General features: G+C 72.3%; 17 protein-coding genes. 4 read left to right on the forward strand and 13 right to left on the reverse strand.

What is annotated here, in order from left to right; translation table 11 throughout:
- Positions 1-19: 19 nt before the first annotated feature.
- From hemC to AC3ET4_RS00980, 5 genes are all read right to left on the reverse strand, one after another.
- Positions 20-988 carry a hydroxymethylbilane synthase gene (hemC, locus tag AC3ET4_RS00960; RefSeq protein WP_431944704.1) on the reverse strand — a complete coding sequence of 323 codons (969 nt, stop codon included), beginning with the start codon at positions 986-988 and terminating at the stop codon, positions 20-22.
- Positions 985-2,409: a glutamyl-tRNA reductase gene (locus AC3ET4_RS00965; RefSeq protein ID WP_431944706.1), complete on the reverse strand. Its 1,425-nt coding sequence runs from the start codon at positions 2,407-2,409 to the stop codon at positions 985-987. Before AC3ET4_RS00965 ends, hemC begins: the two co-directional genes overlap by 4 nt.
- Positions 2,406-3,176 (reverse strand): redox-sensing transcriptional repressor Rex, encoded by a 771-nt coding sequence (locus AC3ET4_RS00970; RefSeq protein WP_431944708.1) that lies wholly within the window; start codon positions 3,174-3,176, stop codon positions 2,406-2,408. Before AC3ET4_RS00970 ends, AC3ET4_RS00965 begins: the two co-directional genes overlap by 4 nt.
- A 131-nt stretch (positions 3,177-3,307) precedes the next feature.
- A complete protein-coding gene (locus AC3ET4_RS00975; RefSeq protein WP_431944710.1) occupies positions 3,308-4,030 on the reverse strand; it encodes a 3'-5' exonuclease in 723 nt (240 codons plus the stop codon).
- A gap of 92 nt (positions 4,031-4,122) precedes the next feature.
- Positions 4,123-4,416 (reverse strand): glutaredoxin family protein, encoded by a 294-nt coding sequence (locus tag AC3ET4_RS00980; protein ID WP_431944712.1) that lies wholly within the window; start codon positions 4,414-4,416, stop codon positions 4,123-4,125.
- Between the two features lie 118 nt (positions 4,417-4,534).
- On the opposite strand from AC3ET4_RS00980, the gene AC3ET4_RS00985 reads away from it, so the two are divergent.
- From AC3ET4_RS00985 to AC3ET4_RS00995, 3 genes are all read left to right on the forward strand, one after another.
- Positions 4,535-5,464 carry an HAD family hydrolase gene (locus AC3ET4_RS00985; RefSeq protein WP_431944714.1) on the forward strand — a complete coding sequence of 310 codons (930 nt, stop codon included), beginning with the start codon at positions 4,535-4,537 and terminating at the stop codon, positions 5,462-5,464.
- 307 nt (positions 5,465-5,771) lie between these two features.
- Positions 5,772-6,566, forward strand: a complete 795-nt coding sequence (locus AC3ET4_RS00990) for an ECF subfamily RNA polymerase sigma factor, BldN family (RefSeq protein ID WP_431944716.1) — start codon at positions 5,772-5,774, stop codon at positions 6,564-6,566.
- A gap of 216 nt (positions 6,567-6,782) precedes the next feature.
- Positions 6,783-8,006 (forward strand): DUF5667 domain-containing protein, encoded by a 1,224-nt coding sequence (locus tag AC3ET4_RS00995; protein WP_431944718.1) that lies wholly within the window; start codon positions 6,783-6,785, stop codon positions 8,004-8,006.
- Positions 8,007-8,109: 103 nt separating this feature from the next.
- On the opposite strand, the gene AC3ET4_RS01000 is transcribed toward AC3ET4_RS00995, so the two are convergent.
- From AC3ET4_RS01000 to AC3ET4_RS01020, 5 genes are all read right to left on the reverse strand, one after another.
- The gene (locus tag AC3ET4_RS01000) at positions 8,110-9,297 is read right to left on the reverse strand and encodes a lysophospholipid acyltransferase family protein (RefSeq protein WP_431944720.1); all 1,188 of its coding nucleotides are present in this window, start codon (positions 9,295-9,297) and stop codon (positions 8,110-8,112) included.
- A 26-nt stretch (positions 9,298-9,323) separates the two neighbouring features.
- Positions 9,324-10,376, reverse strand: coding sequence for an NAD-dependent epimerase/dehydratase family protein (locus tag AC3ET4_RS01005; protein ID WP_431944722.1), 1,053 nt, complete (start codon positions 10,374-10,376; stop codon positions 9,324-9,326).
- Positions 10,377-10,562: 186 nt separating this feature from the next.
- A complete protein-coding gene (locus AC3ET4_RS01010; RefSeq protein ID WP_003948845.1) occupies positions 10,563-10,661 on the reverse strand; it encodes a 30S ribosomal protein bS22 in 99 nt (32 codons plus the stop codon).
- 108 nt (positions 10,662-10,769) lie between these two features.
- Complete coding sequence (locus AC3ET4_RS01015; RefSeq protein WP_018558718.1) at positions 10,770-10,982, reverse strand: helix-turn-helix domain-containing protein; 213 nt, start codon at positions 10,980-10,982, stop codon at positions 10,770-10,772.
- Positions 10,983-11,110: 128 nt separating this feature from the next.
- Positions 11,111-11,926: a phosphatase gene (locus tag AC3ET4_RS01020; RefSeq protein WP_431944765.1), complete on the reverse strand. Its 816-nt coding sequence runs from the start codon at positions 11,924-11,926 to the stop codon at positions 11,111-11,113.
- 346 nt (positions 11,927-12,272) lie between these two features.
- On the opposite strand from AC3ET4_RS01020, the gene AC3ET4_RS01025 reads away from it, so the two are divergent.
- On the forward strand, positions 12,273-13,319 hold the full coding sequence (locus tag AC3ET4_RS01025; RefSeq protein WP_431944767.1) for an amidohydrolase family protein: 1,047 nt from the start codon (positions 12,273-12,275) through the stop codon (positions 13,317-13,319).
- 128 nt (positions 13,320-13,447) lie between these two features.
- Here the strand turns inward: AC3ET4_RS01025 and AC3ET4_RS01030 are convergent, their stop codons facing one another.
- From AC3ET4_RS01030 to AC3ET4_RS01040, 3 genes are read right to left on the reverse strand one after another with little or no spacing between them, the layout of a single operon-like run.
- Entirely contained in the window at positions 13,448-14,623 is a 1,176-nt protein-coding gene (locus AC3ET4_RS01030; protein WP_431944768.1) for an acetoin utilization protein AcuC, read from the reverse strand.
- On the reverse strand, positions 14,574-15,797 hold the full coding sequence (locus AC3ET4_RS01035) for an MFS transporter (RefSeq protein WP_431944770.1): 1,224 nt from the start codon (positions 15,795-15,797) through the stop codon (positions 14,574-14,576). Before AC3ET4_RS01035 ends, AC3ET4_RS01030 begins: the two co-directional genes overlap by 50 nt.
- 43 nt (positions 15,798-15,840) lie before the next feature.
- Positions 15,841-16,488 (reverse strand): HAD family hydrolase, encoded by a 648-nt coding sequence (locus tag AC3ET4_RS01040; protein WP_431944772.1) that lies wholly within the window; start codon positions 16,486-16,488, stop codon positions 15,841-15,843.
- Positions 16,489-16,969 lie beyond the last annotated feature (481 nt).

The raw sequence follows: 16,969 nt of genomic DNA on the forward strand, positions 1-16,969 counted from the left end.
GCTGCGGCGGCGGTGGGGCTCAAAGTTCGCGCTCCCCCATAAGACCGGCCGCGCCCTTGGCGAGCATCTCCGCGGCGAGTTCGTGGCCGAGGGCCACCGCCTCGTCCCGGGATGCGGGGGTCGGACCGGTGATGGACATCTGCACCAGCGAGGAGCCGTCGGTGGTCCCGACGACACCGCGCAGGCGCAGCTCGGTGGTGTGCCCGTCCACGACGGGGTCGGCCAGCGCGCCCACGGGCGCGGAGCAACCGGCCTCCAGGGCGGCGAGCAGTGCGCGCTCGGCGGTCACGGCGGCCCGGGTGAAGGGGTCGTCGAGCTCGGCGAGCACGGAGGCGAGCCCTGCGTCGTCCGCAGGGCACTCGACGGCCAGCGCCCCCTGACCGGGAGCGGGCAGCACGACGTCGGAGGAGATCAGTTCGGTGGCCTCCGCGAGGCGGCCCAGCCGGCTGAGGCCGGCGGCGGCGAGCACGACGGCGTCGAGGTCGCCCGAGGCGACGTATCCGATGCGCGTGTCGACGTTGCCGCGGATCGGCACCGTCTCGATGCGCGCCCCCAGCGAGCGGGCCCAGGCGTTCAGCTGCGCCATGCGGCGCGGCGAGCCGGTGCCGATGCGCGCGCCCCCGGGCGAGGCGGCCAGCTGCTCGAAGGTCAGGCCGTCGCGCGCGATCAGCGCGTCGCGCGGGTCCTCTCGGAGCGGGACCGCGGCGAGGGTCAGGCCCTCGGGCTCGGCGGTCGGCAGGTCCTTGAGGGAGTGGACGGCGAAGTCGATCTCGCGGCGCAGCAGCGCGTCGCGCAGAGCGGAGACGAAGACGCCGGTGCCGCCGATCTGCGCCAGGTGCTCGCGCGAGACGTCCCCGTAGGTGGTGATCTCCACCAGCTCCACGTCACGGCCGGTGATCCGGCGGACCTGCTCGGCCACCATGCCGGACTGCGCCATCGCCAGCGCGCTGCGCCGGGTTCCCAGTTTCAGTGCGGTTGGGCTCGTCATGCCCGCCCTCGATTCGAGTCACTCGTTGCTGAGGCGGCCGAGGCCACCGGCTGTGCGGCCGGCGCGGCGGAGGGGACCGCCGGCGCACCCGGCGAGTCGGCCCTGCTGACCGCGGCGACCGCCTGGGGGTCCAGGTCGAAGAGTTCGCGCAGCGCGTCCGCGTACCCGGCGCCGCCGGGCTCGCCCGCGAGCTGCTTGACCCGCACAGTAGGCGCGTGCAGGAGCTTGTCGACGACGCGGCGCACGGTCTGGGTGACCTCCGCGCGCTGCCGTTCGTCCAGGTCGGGGAGGCGGCCGCTCAGGCGCGCCAGTTCGGAGGCGACCACGTCGGCGGCCATGGCGCGCAGGGCGACGACGGTCGGCGTGATGTGCGCGGCGCGCTGGGCGGCGCCGAAGGCGGCCACCTCCGCCGAAACGATCTTTCGCACCTGGTCGACGTCGGCGGCCATCGGCGCGTCCGCCGCCGCGGCGGCGATCGTCTCCAGGTCGGTGACGTGGGCGCCGTCCAGGGAGTGCACCAGCGGGTCGACGTCGCGCGGCAGGGCGAGGTCGAGCATCCCGATCGGCGCCACGGGCGCGCCGCCGGAGCGCAGGGCCCTGGAGAGCGTGGCGCGGGCGACGGTGTCGGCGGTGAGCACCAGCCCGGTCGCCCCGGTGCAGGAGACGACGATGTCGGCGTGCGCCAGCTCGCCGGCCAGGTCCGCCATGGGCGCGGCACGGCCTCCGACGCTCTCGGCGAGGCGCTCGGCGCGCTCCTGGGTGCGGTTGACGACCACGATCTCGCCCGCCCCCGAGCGGGCGAGGGTGACGGCGGCGAGCGAGCTCATCGAGCCGGCGCCGACGACCAGGGCGCGCTTGCCCTTGCCCCACTCCTCGAAGGGCACACCGCCGACGGCCTGGGCCATCTGCTCCAGACCGAAGGTCACCAGCGACTGCCCGGCCCGGTCGATCCCGGTCTCGGAGTGCGCCCGCTTGCCCACCCGCAGCGCCTGCTGGAACAGGTCGTTCAGGGACCGGCCCGCGGTGTGCAGCTCCTGGCCGAGGCTGAGGGTTTCCTTGATCTGGCCGAGGATCTGGCCCTCGCCGACGACCATGGAGTCCAGGCCGCAGGCCACCGAGAACAGGTGGTGGACGGCCCGGTCCTCGTAGTGCACGTACAGATGCGGGGTCAGCTCGTCGAGGCCGACGCCGCTGTGCGTCGCGAGCAGCGTGGACAACTCGGCGACGCCGGCGTGGAACTTGTCGACGTCCGCGTACAGCTCGATGCGGTTGCAGGTGGACAGGACCGCGGCCTCGCTGGCGGGCTCGGCGGCCACGACGTCCAGCAGCAGCTTGCTCCTGGTGTCCGCGCCGAGCGCCGCGCGCTCCAGGACGCTGACGGGGGCGGTGCGGTGGCTCAGTCCTACGACGAGGAGGCTCATGCCGGCATCACGGCGGGGACGTCCCCGTCAGGTCCCGGACGGCGGCCGCCGTCGTGTACCGCCTTGGTCGCCACCGGGGGCGCCGCCAGGCTGCCCTCCAGCTCCTCGCCCGCCTTGCGCTGCTCGTGGAAGGCGAGGATCTGCAGCTCGATGGAGAGGTCGACCTTGCGGACGTCGACCCCGTCGGGGACGCTCAGCACGGTCGGGGCGAAGTTGAGGATCGAGGTGACCCCGGCGCCCACCAGCCGGTCGCAGACCTCCTGCGCGGCCCCGGCGGGCGTGGTGATCACACCGATGGACACCTGGTTGTCCCGCACGATGCCCTCCAGCTCGTCCGCGTGCCGCACGGGCAGCCCGGCGATGAGCCGGCCGGTGAGCTGGACGTCGGCGTCGATCAGAGCGGCGATGCGGAAACCGCGGGAGGCGAAGCCGCCGTACCCGGCGAGCGCCGCCCCGAGGTTTCCCATGCCGACGATGACGACCGGCCAGTCCTGGGTCAGGCCCAGTTCGCGGGAGATCTGGTACACGAGGTACTCGACGTCGTAGCCGACGCCGCGGGTTCCGTACGAGCCGAGGTAGGAGAAGTCCTTGCGGAGCTTGGCGGAGTTGACGCCGGCGGCGGCCGCCAGTTCCTCGGAGGAGACGGTCGGCACCGATCGCTCGGACAGCGCGGTGAGGGCCCGCAGGTACAGCGGGAGCCTGGCGACGGTGGCCTCGGGAATCCCTCGGCTGCGGGTCGCCGGTCGGTGAGTTCGGCCAGTTGCCACGATGCTCCTGCGGGTAGAGCCAGGCTGCGGGCGGCACCCCTCGTCGGGACCGCCCCGTGCACGCCAGGCTATGTCTTTGTGAACGTGTGCACAAAGATGGTGTCCGATTTGCCCGGGGGAAGTGACCGGCATCACGCGCCCCCATTGCGGACATAAGAAACCTTCTGCTGTGACGGAACGTTCCCCGCGGGCGTCCGGTTCGCGCCCCGGCGCCCCACCCACAGCGCGTCCGCACCGGTCATCTGCGGCCACTCGACGGCCGCCGCGCCCGCCAGCGCCCGCTCGGCCTGCGCGCGGCCGCCCGGGCGGTCCAGGACGTACGAGGAGAACAACCGGGCCGTCGTGCGGGCGTCCCCCAGCGCGGTGTGCACGCTCCAGCCTGCCAGCCCGGCCGCCTCCGCGCAGGCCAGCAGGCTCAGCCCGCCCGGGGCGGGGTCGCGCAGCGCGGCCATCCGCATGGTGCACAGTTCGGGGACGTGGGGGAACTCCACCCCGAGCCGCGCGTACTCCGCCGCCAGGAAGGCGCGGTCGCAGCCCACGTTGTGCCCCACCAGCGCCCTCCCGCGCAGCAGCCCGAGCAGCCGCGGGGCGATCTGCCCGAACAGGGGGACGCCGACCGCCTCGACATGGCGGGACTCGATGCCGTGGATGTGGGTGGGGCCGACCGGCCCCTCGGGGTCGACGAGGGTGGAGAACTCGCCCTCGGGCCCGAAATCGCGGTCGAGCAGCACCACGGCCAGCTCCACCACCCGGTGGCGCCGCGAACTGGAACCGGTCGCCTCGAGATCGATCACGGCGAAGCCGCCGCTCGCCTTGGGCCTGCCCGGGAGCACGCAGTCACCGTCCTTACTCACGCACCCCCGCTGTCACAAACCGCCTCGATGGTAATCGAGCACGCGCGCCCAGAGGAACACACGCAAATCGCCCACCAGTCGCACCAGCGGCCTCAGGCGCCCAGTCCGCGCCGCAGCCGGGCCTCGTCGACGCGCCAGAAGGTGTGCTGCTCCCCGTCGATGAGGACGACCGGCACCTGCTCCCAGTACCGGTCGTGCAGTTCCTGGTCGAGCGTGATGTCCTTCTCCTCGAAGCGCGCGCCCAGCTCGTCGGCGACCCTGCGGACGACCGTCCGCGCGTCGTCGCACAGGTGGCAGCCGGGCTTGGCGATCAGCGTCACCGTCCGGTCGGCCGGGGCGGGGGTCTCACGGGGCGCGCGGGCTCGATGTCCGAACAGAGGGCTCATGCCGGCCATTCTGCCTCCGTCGGTTCCCGACCCCCGGTAACGCCCTTGTCGCACGGAGTTCATGCACCCGCTCCGCCGATGCGCGGGAGTCGACCCATGGAATGGCTATGCTCGCCCCATGGCCGCTCTGCGATGGCTCACCCCCCGTAAGCGCTCCGCCACCGAGCGCAGCGTGCTGGCCGGCGAGGCCGCGGCGGAGGCCGCGCTCGCGGCCCCCGCGTCAGCCGCGGGAAGGAAGGACGACCGGGCGGGCGCGCCCGCGTTCCCGGTGGCGGGCGATCCGCACGCCGCCGCCTTCTTCGACCTGGACAACACCGTGATGCAGGGCGCCGCGATCTTCCACTTCGGACGCGGCCTGTACAAACGGAAGTTCTTCCGCAGCCGCGACCTCGCGCGCTTCGCCTGGCAGCAGGCGTACTTCCGGATCGCGGGCTCCGAGGACCCCGAGCACATGCAGGAGGTGCGGGAGAGCGCGCTGTCGATCATCAAGGGGCACCGCGTCGAGGAACTGATGTCCATCGGCGAGGAGATCTACGACGAGTACATGGCCGACAAGATCTGGCCCGGCACCCGCGCGCTCGCCCAGGCACACCTCGACGCCGGCCAGCGGGTCTGGCTGGTGACGGCGGCCCCGGTGGAGACCGCGAGCATCATCGCCCGCAGGCTCGGCCTCACCGGCGCCCTCGGCACCGTCGCCGAGCACGTCGACGGCCGCTACACCGGCCGGCTGGTCGGCGAGCCGCTGCACGGCCCCTCCAAGGCCGAGGCCGTCAAGGCGCTCGCCGCGGCGGAGGGACTCGAACTCTCGCGCTGCGCGGCGTACAGCGACTCGTCGAACGACATTCCGATGCTGTCGCTCGTCGGACATCCATATGCGATCAATCCTGATACGCGTCTGCGCAAGCACGCACGCGAAAGGGGCTGGCGGCTGCGCGACTACCGCACCGGCCGCAAGGCGGCCAAGATCGGCATCCCCGCGGCCGCGGGCGTGGGCGCAGTGGCGGGCGGCGCGGCCGCCGCGATGGCCCTGCAGCGCCGCCGCCGCTAGGGACGCGGGCGACACGCCCGGACCCCCCGCCGACGTCCCGCCGGTTCACGGTCAGCCACACAACCACAACACGCTCTCCACGCGACCATTTCACGACGGTATGTGGTCAACATCGGTTCGACGTTCGATAATTACTCGATCATCATTCCGCCAGAGAGTGGGCGGAACCGACGATTTCAGCAACTCGGTGTAGCACCGCCTGTACGAAGCGTTATTCTCCTCAGACGCAAGCCGGTACCCACACGTCGCCACGACGGGTGAACGGTTCCGAACTGCACGTGATGGAAGTTCTGCCTCTGGGAGTCCCGTGTACCCACACACCGGGGTTGACGCCTCTGGCCTGGCTACGCTGCGCGCACTGGTGGCTGAGCACCTGCTGCGCGTCGTCCCCGCGTACGCCGTGCCCGTCCCCGCACTCGCCACAGCGGCAGCGCCCGCCGGCCGCGCCTACGCGCTCGCCGACGGCCGGGCCACGGTCGGCAGACGATCCCGCAACGCCCAGCAGGCCGACCGGTCCACGGGCGCCACCCCGCGCCGGCCGGCGGCCGACAGCGACAGCGGACGCATGATGGACCTGGTCGAACGCGCCCAGGCCGGAGAGACCGAGGCCTTCGGGCGGCTGTACGACCACTACTCCGACACGGTCTACCGCTACATCTACTACCGCGTGGGGGGCAAGGCCACCGCCGAGGACCTGACCAGCGAGACCTTCCTGCGCGCCCTGCGCCGCATCGGCACCTTCACCTGGCAGGGCCGCGACTTCGGCGCCTGGCTGGTCACCATCGCCCGCAACCTGGTGGCCGACCACTTCAAGTCCAGCCGGTTCCGGCTGGAGGTGACCACCGGGGAGATGCTCGACGCCAACGAGGTCGAGCCCAGCCCGGAGGACTGCGTCCTGGAGGCGCTGTCCAACGAGTCGCTGCTGCGGGCCGTCCGCAAGCTCAACCCCCAGCAGCAGGAGTGCGTGACGCTGCGCTTCCTGCAGGGGCTGTCGGTCGCCGAGACGGCCCGCATCATGGGCAAGAACGAAGGCGCGATCAAGACCCTGCAGTACCGGGCCGTACGGACCCTCGCCCGACTGCTCCCCGACGACGCGCGATGAGCGCGATGGATGGATCTTCACCTTGCGACTGCCTCCACGGTCCGATCATCATGACTGCGTAACCCAACTCGGGCGGCACTCGTTGCATCACATGCGGACCCCCCAATGCCGTGCCCTGCCCGCTTCCGATCACTCGATCGAGTGGAAAGGCTCAAGGTGCACAACCTTGAAGGCACGTGGGGGAGTCGAGGTGGATGACGAGAGGAGGTGCCGCCCGTGATCGCGAATCCAACGGCGCACCGGCGGGCTAACGCCTTCGCCGACGCCCTCGAGGGCGAAGGCCCCCAGACGGACGCCGGCGTACAGCACGGCGCCCATGCCGCGGACCGGCATGCGGATCCGGACCAGGACACGTTCCTGGCCCTGGCGGGCGCCCTGCGGGACGTGCCGCGTCCGACACTGGACCCGGAGACCAAGACCGTCCAACGTGCGCAGTTGATCGCCGCCATGGAGGCCGCGCTCGCCGACGGCACACTGACGGTTCCCGTACAGCGCGACGGCGGCCGCGGTGCGCACCGCGCCGGCGACCGCGGCAACGGCCGGCCGAAGCCGCGTTCCGCGTGGTCGCGCAGGCTCGCCGCAGGCGGTCTGTCCGTCGGCGTCGCGGCCGGCGCCCTCGGCGGCGTCGCCGCCGCGAGCACGGACGCGCTGCCCGGCGACACCCTCTACGGCCTCAAACGAGGCATGGAGGACATGCGCCTCAACCTCGCCGACGACGACGCCGACCGCGGCAAGGTCTACCTCGACCTCGCCTCCACCCGGCTCCAGGAGGCCCGCCGCCTCATGGAACGCGGCCGGGGCGGCGAGCTCGACGACGAGTCCCTGGGCGAGATCCGCAGGGCGCTGTCGGGGATGCAGGAGGAGGCCTCCGAGGGCCACCGGCTGCTCGCCGCCGCGTACCGCAAGGACGGTTCGCTGCGGCCGATCGAGACGCTCTCCGCGTTCTCCAGCAACCACCGCAAGGGCTGGACCGAGTTGCGCGACCGGCTTCCCTCCCGGCTCGACGACGTGGGCAACAAGGTCACCTCCGTCTTCGACGCCATAGAGGACGAAGTGGCGCCGCTGCAGCGGCTGTTGCCGCCCGAGACCGGCGCCGGCCACAGTGTCGACCGCGGAGTGCCGGGCAGCGTCAACCGCTCCGCGAGCGGCACCCGGGCTGCCCCGTCGCCCTCGGCCGACGGCTCGATGAGCGGTTCGCCCGACGAGCACGCACGCGCCAAGGCCAGCCCGTCGGCATCCGGCAGCGCGGACACCGGCCTCATCGCAGGCACGGGCGATCTGCTCGGCCCCACACCGAGCAGTGGCTCGCCGGAAGGCACCACCCCCCACCAGCCGTCGGTCACCCTCCCGCCGCTGCTGCCCGGACTCCTGCCGGGCCTCGGTCTCAGCGCCGAGAACGACCGGAGCGACAGCGACGACAGGGACGACAGGGACGACTGAGCAGGCTCGACACGGCGGTGGGCCCGGGTGTCATGCCCCGGCCCACCGCCGTATCCGGCTTCATCGGGCCGCTCGCGCACGACACGGCCTGGTCAGGAACCGGCTAGAAGAACACCGAGCGCCGCTGCACCAGCAGCTTGTACAGGGTGTGCTGGATGGTCTCCCGCACCTGGTCGGTCAGGTTGAAGACCAGCATCGGGTCCTCCGCCGCCTCCGGCGCATACCCGTCCGTCGGGATCGGCTCCCCGAACTGGATCGTCCACTTCGTCGGCAGGGGCACCATGCCCAGCGGTCCCAGCCACGGGAACGTGGGGGTCATCGGAAAGTACGGGAAGCCCAGCAGCCGGGCCAGCGTCTGCGCGTTGCCGATCATGGGATAGATCTCCTCCGCGCCCACGATGGAGCACGGGACGATCGGCACCCCGGTCCGGAGCGCGGTCGCGACGAAACCGCCCCGCCCGAAGCGCTGCAGCTTGTAGCGCTCGGAGAAGGGCTTGCCCAGCCCCTTGAAGCCCTCGGGCATCACACCGACGACCTCACCGCGCTCCAGCAGCAGCTGGGCGTCCTCGGCGCAGGCCAGGGTGTGCCCCGCCTTGCGGGCCAGCTCGTTGACCAGCGGCAGCACGAACACCAGGTCCGCCGCCAGCAGCCGCAGGTGCCGCCCCGCGGGGTGGTGGTCGTGGACGGCGACCTGCATCATCAGCCCGTCCATCGGCAGCGTCCCGGAGTGGTTGGCCACCACCAGGGCGCCGCCCTCGGCCGGGATGTTCTCGACGCCCTTCACCTCGACCCGGAAGTACGACTCGTACAAGGGCCGCAGCAGTGACATCAGGACCTGGTCGGTGAGCTCCTCGTCGTAGCCGAAGTCGTCGACCTCGTAGTCGCCGGTGATCCGGCGGCGCAGGAAGGCCAGCCCGTGCGCCACCCGGCGCTCCCAGGGCCCGCCCAGCAGCCGGTCCGCGGCCGCGCCCAGGGCAGCCGCCAGCGGGCTTCCCGGCATGCCGCCGGAGTGCCCCCCAGCGTCCGCCGAGGCGCTCTGCGCGCCCTTCGCCGCCCCACGGGCACCTCCGGCACCGCGCGCGCCGGGATCGCCCCCGGAAGCCGTCACGGCGTCCTGCGCGCCCTCCTCCGCGCCCGCGTTCGCGGGCCGCTCCTCGCCCGGCAGCGCGGCCACCGCGCTCCCGGTGTCGCCACCCGCCTTGCCGCGGGCCGTGCCCCGCCCGCGCTGGCGCTGCGCTCCCCTGCGGGACCGCGAGTCCTCGTCGAACGGGATGACCTTGGCGTCCGCCATGGTGCGGTTCCTCCTCGCAGCTGTGCTCACGAGCCCAGTCCTCGGGCTCCGCCCGCGGGGACCAGCGCGGCGAGCCGGTCGACCGCGTTCGCGAGCCGTTCGGGCGGCAGCAGCCCTGCGCCTCGGCCGCGGGCGAAGTCGGCGAAGGCCTCGGCGGTGGTGTACTTCGGGGTGAAGCCGAGCGTCTCGCGCATCTGTGTGGTGTCCACGACCCTGCCGTGGGTGAGCAGCCGGATCTGCTCGCGCGAGAAGTCGGTGACGCCGGCGGTGCGCAGCATCTGCCCCACCCATGTGACGGCGGGTAGCAGCACCGGCACCGTGGGCTTCCCCAGCCGTCGCGCGGTCTGCGAGAGCAGGAGTACCCCGTCACCGGCGATGTTGAACGTCCCGCTGTTGATCGTCCCGCTGCGCTCGTCGCGCAGGGCCAGCATCAGGACGTCGATGACGTCGTCCTCGTGGACGAACTGCAGCCGCGGGTCGTAGCCGAGGACGGTGGGCAGCACCGGCAGCGCGAAGTACTCGGCAAGCGGCGTGTCGGCCCGCGGGCCCAGGATGTTGGCGAACCGCAGAACCGACACGGCGACGTCCGGCCGCCGCCGCGCGAAGCCGCGCACATACCCCTCGACTTCGACGGCGTCCTTGGCGAAGCCACCGCCGGGCAGCGACTTGGGCGGCATGGTCTCGGTGAAGACCGCCGGATCGCGGGGCGCGGAACCGTACACGCTCGTCGTGGACTTCACCACCAGGCGGCGCACCGTCGGGGCCTTCTGGCAGGCGCCCAGCAGCTGCATCGTGCCGATGACATTGGTCTCCTTGACCGCCGCCCGGCTGCCGCGGCCGGGCAGCGTGCCGCTGACGTCCATGTGGACCACCGTGTCCACCGACTGCTCCGCCAGCACCTTCGCGATCATCGGATGCCGGATGTCGGCACGGACGAACTCCGCGCCGCCCAGGGAGTGCGAGGGCGGCAGCGTGTCGACCGCGACCACCCGGTCGACGTCGGGGTCACGCATGACACGCCGTACCAGCCGGCCGCCGAGCTGGCGGGCGACTCCGGTCACCAGCACCACTTTGCCCACGATCAGCGCCTTCCCTCGGACCGCATGTACGCACCGTATCGGTTGGCCGTTGCGTTGTGATGACGCTGGTACGCGGGAGCACCGCCGGGAAGGGGCCCGGCCCGGCGGTCCCCGGAAACGCCGCTGCCCTCCCGCCCCCACGGTCGGTGGGGTCAGGAGGGCAGTGAAGTGCGACGCGCAGCCCGCTTACTTCTTGTTGCGACGCTGCACACGCGTACGCTTCAGCAGCTTGCGGTGCTTCTTCTTGGCCATACGCTTGCGCCGCTTCTTGATGACAGAGCCCACGACTACCCTCGCTTCGGAATCACTCGGTGCGGGGCGTCCGAGCCCACACGACCTACGTCGGCACAGCCTACCCGTCCGCAAGCGCCGAGCAGAAACCGAGGCCGGTCGTCAGGCGGTTTCCCCCACCCCCACGTAGGACTCACGAAGATAGTCATGGACGGCCTGCTCCGGTACCCGGAAGGACCTCCCCACCCGGATCGCCGGCAGATGACCGCTGTGCACCAGCCGGTACACGGTCATCTTGGACACTCGCATCACCGCGGCGACCTCTGCCACGGTCAGGAACACGACCTCGTTGAGAGGCCTCTCGCTAGAAGCCATGACACACCTGAACCTTCCGCACATGACGGGCACCGGCTTCCCCTCCGGTGACTCCCTCTCGCACGTGCGCTCCTCCCCAGACTAGGTGCGGGTGATGCAAGTGGGGAAGAGGAGCAGCGATCGGTTGACTACTGTGACAGACACGCTCGATTGAGTACATAGCGCGTCAGCGGCCGGTAGTGGTCGGACCGCACGGCGTCATCAAGCGGAACCGCGACCGAGACCCTGCCCTCCGCCTCCGCGACGAAGACCGCCGGGTCGTCCGCGTCGGCCAGCCCGATGGCCTCGATGCCGAGCTGACCTGCTCCGCAGACCCAGCCGTGGTCCCCCACCACGAGGCTCGGCAGCGGCCCTGCGCCTCCAGCCGCGCCCGCCAGCGCGACCCGAACCGGGAGCGGGGAGTGCGTGTGCACCGCCGGCGCTCCCATGGCCCCCTCGCCCGGCACGGACCGCACCGTCGCGACGCCCTCCGCGTACCAGAGGTTGTGGGTACGTAGACCGAATTGCGTCGTCATGTCGACACATCGGCCATGCGACGGGGTGAGAACGGGGCAGCCCGCCGCCGACAGGGCGGCCGCCAATCCGGCGTAGAACCCGAGCAGCCGGTGCGGATGACCCGTACCGATGAGAACGGGCTCCCTGCGCCGCGCGGCCTCCCCCAGCCGGACGGCGAAGGCCTCGAGCCCCGCGAGCGTCCGGTCCGGGTCGATCACCTCCTGCCCGCGGGTGTGCCCCGGGTCCGGCGACACCCCGCACCGCTCGGCCATCAGCCGCAGCAGGGCGGTCTGCGTCCACGGCCGCGCCGGGTCCAACCCCAGCGTCTGCCGCGGGTCCCCCGCCGCGAACAGCCGATAGCTGCGCAGGCTCTTCTCCCGCGGAGTCGCCACGGCCCCCGCGATCCCCGCCTCCACCAGATGCGCACGCAGCGCGGCAGCAGTCACCACGCGCCGATGGTGGCCTCCCTTGCCCCCTCTCGTGCAGGAACGGGCCGGACATCACCCCTGGGTGCGGTCGTTCGGATCGCCACCCCCGCCCAGACGGCCCTCCAGGACCCCACGGCCCCAGCGAGGGGAAGAGGCCCCCGCGACCGGCCGGCGTTTCGTGGCGGACGGCGAACGCACCCCGCCTCGTCGCCCTCGTCCGCCGGAGCGAGATTCGAGCGCGGCCTCGGAGAGCGGACTGACGCTGCGGACTGACGCTGCGGACTGACGCAGGGGTCCTCCTGCCGCGGCCCCTCATAGGATCAGTGAGACCGACCGACGTGCAGGCAGGTCCGCGGGGAGGCCACTGGTGGTGCTGCAGGTGCGCGGTGTCGTACTGCCCGAGCGGGAGGAGCGTTCCTTCCGGATCGAGGGCGGCCGGCTGAGGGCCGGGGCCGCCCCGGATGCCGAGCTCGTCGTCGACGGCGGCTGGCTGCTGCCCGGCCTGGTCGATGCACATACCCACCCCGGCACCGAGAGCATCGAGGCCCCGTTCAGCGACGCGACGCTTCGGCGGCATCTGACCGACCACCGGGACGCCGGAGTGCTGCTGGTACGCACGCCCGGGTCCGCAGCCCGCATCCCCGACTGGGTGGACGAGGACCCGGACATGCCCCGCGTCCACTCGGCCGGACGCTGGCTGGCCACCCCGGGCCGTTTCTTCCCCGGCTTCGGAAGACACGTGACCGAGGCCGACCTGGTCCGCGCAGCCGTGGAGGAGGCCACCGCGTCGTCGGGTTGGTGCAAGGTCATCGGGGACTGGAGGCATGACGAACCCGCACTGCCGCTGGACGTCCTCACCGCTGTCGTCCAGGCCGTCCACTCGATCGGCGGCCGGGTGGCCGCCCACTGCCAGACCAGCGAGGGCAGTCGCAACGCCGTCCTGGCCGGAGTCGACACTCTGGAGCACGGCATGCACCTGGACCCGAGCCTGATCGATCGGATGGCGGAGCAGGGCACCGCGTTCGTCCCCACGCTCAGCGTCTTCGGCTCCGGAGCCGACCGGCGGCGGGCCGCCGAACCGAGCGCCCGCCGAAACTGGTGGCTGGCCGGATGGGACGCGATGCTGCCCAACGTGAGAGCCGCACACGAGGCCGGTGTCCGCGTCCTGGCCGGCACCGACAGCTTCCCGTGCGGCACCGTCGGCTCGGAGATCGAATGGCTGGTCCGTGCGGGCCTGCCGCCCGAAGCGGCGTTGGGCGCGGCCTCCTGGTCGGCCCGCTCCTACCTCGGCCTGCCCGGCCTGGTCGACGGAGCCCCCGCCGATCTCGTCGCCTACGACACCGACCCCGCGCTCGACGCCTCCGCTCTGGACCACCCCAGCCGCATCATCCTCCGCGGCCGGGTCATCGCCTGAAGGTCACGCGTCGATCCACCGTCCTTGACGACGCCTCGAGTGAGAACGGGGATCTCCACCGCGCCCCGAGGTCCCGCCATGATCGAGCACCGACCGGCACTGTCACCGACGTGTCGGCCGGGGTACACCTACGGCAGCAGCCCGTGCGGAGGGAAGACGGCCCGCCGGGTCGCCAGGATCGCCTGGTCCAGCCGGTCCGCCGGGTCGTACCCTGCGTCCTCGAAACCGGTGAACGCCGCGTCCCGCCCGTCCGTCATCCGCAGCGGCCCCATCTGGCGCGTCCTGCGGTACACCTCCGCCCGCCACTCCTCGGGCGTCTCCGTCTCCGGCGCGATCGGCCGCCCGGCGGCGATGCCCACCAGGTGCGTCCACGTCCGGGGCACCACGTCCACCACCGCGTAGCCACCCCCGCCCAGGGCGACCCAGCGGCCCCCGGCGTGCTCGTGCGCCAGGCCGTGCAGCGCCTCCGCGACGGCCCGTTGCGCGTCCAGGCTCACCGCGAGGTGCGCCAGCGGGTCCTCGAAGTGCGTGTCCGCGCCGTGCTGGCTCACCAGCACCTGCGGACGGAAGGCCGCCAGCAGCTCCGGCACGACCGCGTGGAACGCCCGCAGCCAGCCCTCGTCCCCCGTGCCGGCCGGCAGCGCCACGTTCACCGCGGTGCCCTCCGCGGACGCGCCGCCGGTCTCCTCCGGCCACCCGGTCTGCGGGAAGAGGGTGCGCGGGTGCTCGTGCAGGGAGATCGTCAGCACCCTCGGATCGTCCCAGAAGGCCGTCTGGACGCCGTCGCCGTGGTGCACGTCCACGTCCACGTACGCGACGCGCTCCGCGCCCAGCTCCAGCAGCCGGGCCACGGCCAGCGCGGCGTCGTTGTAGACGCAGAAACCCGAAGCCATCGCGGGCATCGCGTGGTGCAGACCGCCCGCGAAGTTCACCGCGTGCGCCACCTCGCCGCGCCACACCGCCTCCGCCGCCCCGACCGACTGGCCCGCGATCAGCGCCGAGACGTCGTGCATGCCCTCGAACGCCGGGGTGTCCACGGTGCCCAGCCCGTACGCCAGCTCCGTCAGGCCCCGGGGGTCGGCCGAGGCCCGGCGCACCGCCGCCACGTACTCCGCGTCGTGCACCAGTCGCAGCGTCGAGTCGCCGGCCGCGGGTGCCGCGGCGACCGTGACCGCGCGATCCAGGCCGAAGGCCCGGACCAGTCCCATGGTCAGTGCGAGCCGCACCGGATCCATCGGGTGCCCGCGACCGAAGTCATAGCCCGTTACCTGCTCGTCCCACATCAGCTGTGCGCGGCCGCTCATGGCCGACACCGTATCGGGCGGAATCGGTCCCGAACGAGTGGGCGTACAGCAGAGTCGCCGCCACCAGCAGCATCGGCACCAGCATCGCCCCCCGGTAGCTCCAGGCGTCGCCCAAGGCGCCCACCAGGGGTGAACCGACCAGGAAACCCACATAGTTGAAGATGTTCAGCCGCGCGATCGCCGTGTCCGACGCCTCCGGGAAAAGCCGCCCGGCAGCCGCGAACGTCTGCGGCACGATCACACACAGGCCCAGCCCCAGCAGCGTGAAGCCCGCCATCCCGACCCACGCGCCGGGCGCGGCCGCGACCACCGCGAAGCCCGCCGCCGCCACCAGCGCGCCCGCCCGCACCACCGCTGCCGCCCCGAAGCGCCGCACACCGAGGTCCCCGACCGAACGGCCCAGGAGGGTGGTGACCATGTAGACGTTGTACGGGACGGTGGCCAGCTGCTCGGAACCGCCGAGCACGTCCTGCAGGTACTTCGCGCTCCAGTTGGAGACGGTGGAGTCGCCGATGTACGCGAACGCCATCACCAGGCACAGCGGGAGCAGCAACCGCATCGCCACGGGAGCCGCGGCCGACGCGGCGGGTGTGCCGCCGGTTTCCGCCCTCCCGTCGACGTACCAGCGGCTGCCCACCAGCGTCAGCGGGATCAGCACCGCCACCACCGGCCCGTACAGCAGCGCCAGCGACAGCTGCCAGTGCGCCCCCGCCCAAGCCAGCGACGCCCCCAGGATGCCGCCGAGGCTGTACGCGGCGTGGAAGCCCAGCATGATGCTGCGGCCGTAGGCACGCTGCAGACTCACCCCGAGCATGTTCATGGACGCGTCCAGGGCGCCGACGCATATCCCGAAGACGGCCAGCGCCGCGGCCAGTTGCCACAACGCCTCCCCGGCGCCGGCCCCCAGCAGCGCCAGGCACACCGCCGGCTGCGCCCAGCGCAGCACCACGCTCGGCCGCACCCGCTTCACCAGGTGCTCGGTGGCGACGCTCCCCACACCCGCCAGCACCGGCACCGCGGCCAAGAACGCGGGCAGCAGCGCGTCACTGACGCCGTAGCGGTCCTGCAGCGCGGGGATCCGGGTCACCAGCAGAGCGAAGGTCGCCCCTTGCGCGAAGAAGCCGACGGCCAGCGAGGCCCGTCCATGGCGCAGACCGCCGTCGATGCCGTCCATGAGCGTGCAGCGTAGGGCTGCCGGCTACGGACGGGTAGAGCGGTCACACGAAGAGTTTCGCCGCCAGTTCGGCCATGTCCGCGAACAACTCCCGTGCCCCCGCGAGCTTCTCCGCCGGCGTCATCGCCGTGAAGCCGAAGGCGTCCATTCCGGCCGCCACCGCGGCCCGCACCCCGAGCGGACTGTCCTCCACCACGGCGCACCGCTCCGGAGCCACGCCCATCGTGCGCGCGGCGTGCAGGAACAGGTCCGGAGCCGGCTTCCCACGCCCGACGTCCTGCGCGCTGAAGATCCGCTCCTCGCCGAAGTGCTCGTACAGCCCCGTCTTCTTCAGCGCCACCCGGATGCGCTCGTGACTGCCCGAGGACGCGACGCAGTGCGCAATCCCGTCCGCCGCCAGCTTGTCCAGCACCGTCGCCACACCCGGCACCGACTCCAGCTCGCGCCGGAAGCCGTCGAAGACCCGTGCGTAGTAGGTCGCGTCGAAGTCCTCCGGCAACCGCTGCCCGGTGCGCTCGGCGACCAGATCGTGGACGCGGTGCATCGCAGAGCCCATGTAGTCGCGGACGGACTCCTCGTAGGAGGTCGGGTGCCCGACCTCCGTCAGCAGGCCCGCCAGGATGCGGTTGGCTATCGGCTCGCTGTCCACGAGCACGCCGTCGTTGTCGAAGATGACCAGGTCGTAGCGCACCGCCCCACTGTAATCGGGCACGGGTCCCGGCCGACGCGGCCGAACCCGCCCTCCCGCTGCCCCTTCGCACCACAGTGACCGGCGAGGGACGCAACGCCCCAGCACTGGCGGGAGATCTGTGAGACGACGCGGGTTTCTCACACTCACCGGCGCGGGCCTGACGGTCCTCGCCACCTCACAGGGCCCGCGGCTCCGGCACGTGAGCCGCGCATCGTCGTCCTCGACACCCTGCCCAACGGCTACGGCTCGGTGCGTGTTCTCGGCCGCCCCGTCCTGGACCCGTCCACCGGACGTGGCGCACCGTGCACCGCATTCCCCTTCCGCCCCGGCACGAGGGCAGCGAGGGCCAGGCCAACGCCTCTGGCCGGCAAGCACCCTTCGTTCCGCCTGAGGCGTGTTCGCCCGGCGTCGCGGAGTTATGGATCGGTGTGCGCTGACGACCTGGCACCAACGCAAAAAAGCCCCGGTTCCCGAGTCGATG

Source organism: Actinacidiphila sp. bgisy167 (assembly GCF_057707665.1).

Coding starts and splice junctions, on each gene's coding strand:
- AC3ET4_RS01030 (WP_431944768.1), bottom strand. CDS start 14,623: ATGAGCGGCCGCGCACAGCTGATGTGGGACGAGCAGGTAACGGGCTAT.
- AC3ET4_RS00985 (WP_431944714.1), top strand. CDS start 4,535: ATGGCCGCTCTGCGATGGCTCACCCCCCGTAAGCGCTCCGCCACCGAG.
- AC3ET4_RS01000 (WP_431944720.1), bottom strand. CDS start 9,297: ATGGCGGACGCCAAGGTCATCCCGTTCGACGAGGACTCGCGGTCCCGC.
- AC3ET4_RS01035 (WP_431944770.1), bottom strand. CDS start 15,797: ATGGACGGCATCGACGGCGGTCTGCGCCATGGACGGGCCTCGCTGGCC.
- AC3ET4_RS00980 (WP_431944712.1), bottom strand. CDS start 4,416: ATGAGCCCTCTGTTCGGACATCGAGCCCGCGCGCCCCGTGAGACCCCC.
- AC3ET4_RS00965 (WP_431944706.1), bottom strand. CDS start 2,409: ATGAGCCTCCTCGTCGTAGGACTGAGCCACCGCACCGCCCCCGTCAGC.
- AC3ET4_RS01015 (WP_018558718.1), bottom strand. CDS start 10,982: ATGGCTTCTAGCGAGAGGCCTCTCAACGAGGTCGTGTTCCTGACCGTG.
- hemC (WP_431944704.1), bottom strand. CDS start 988: ATGACGAGCCCAACCGCACTGAAACTGGGAACCCGGCGCAGCGCGCTG.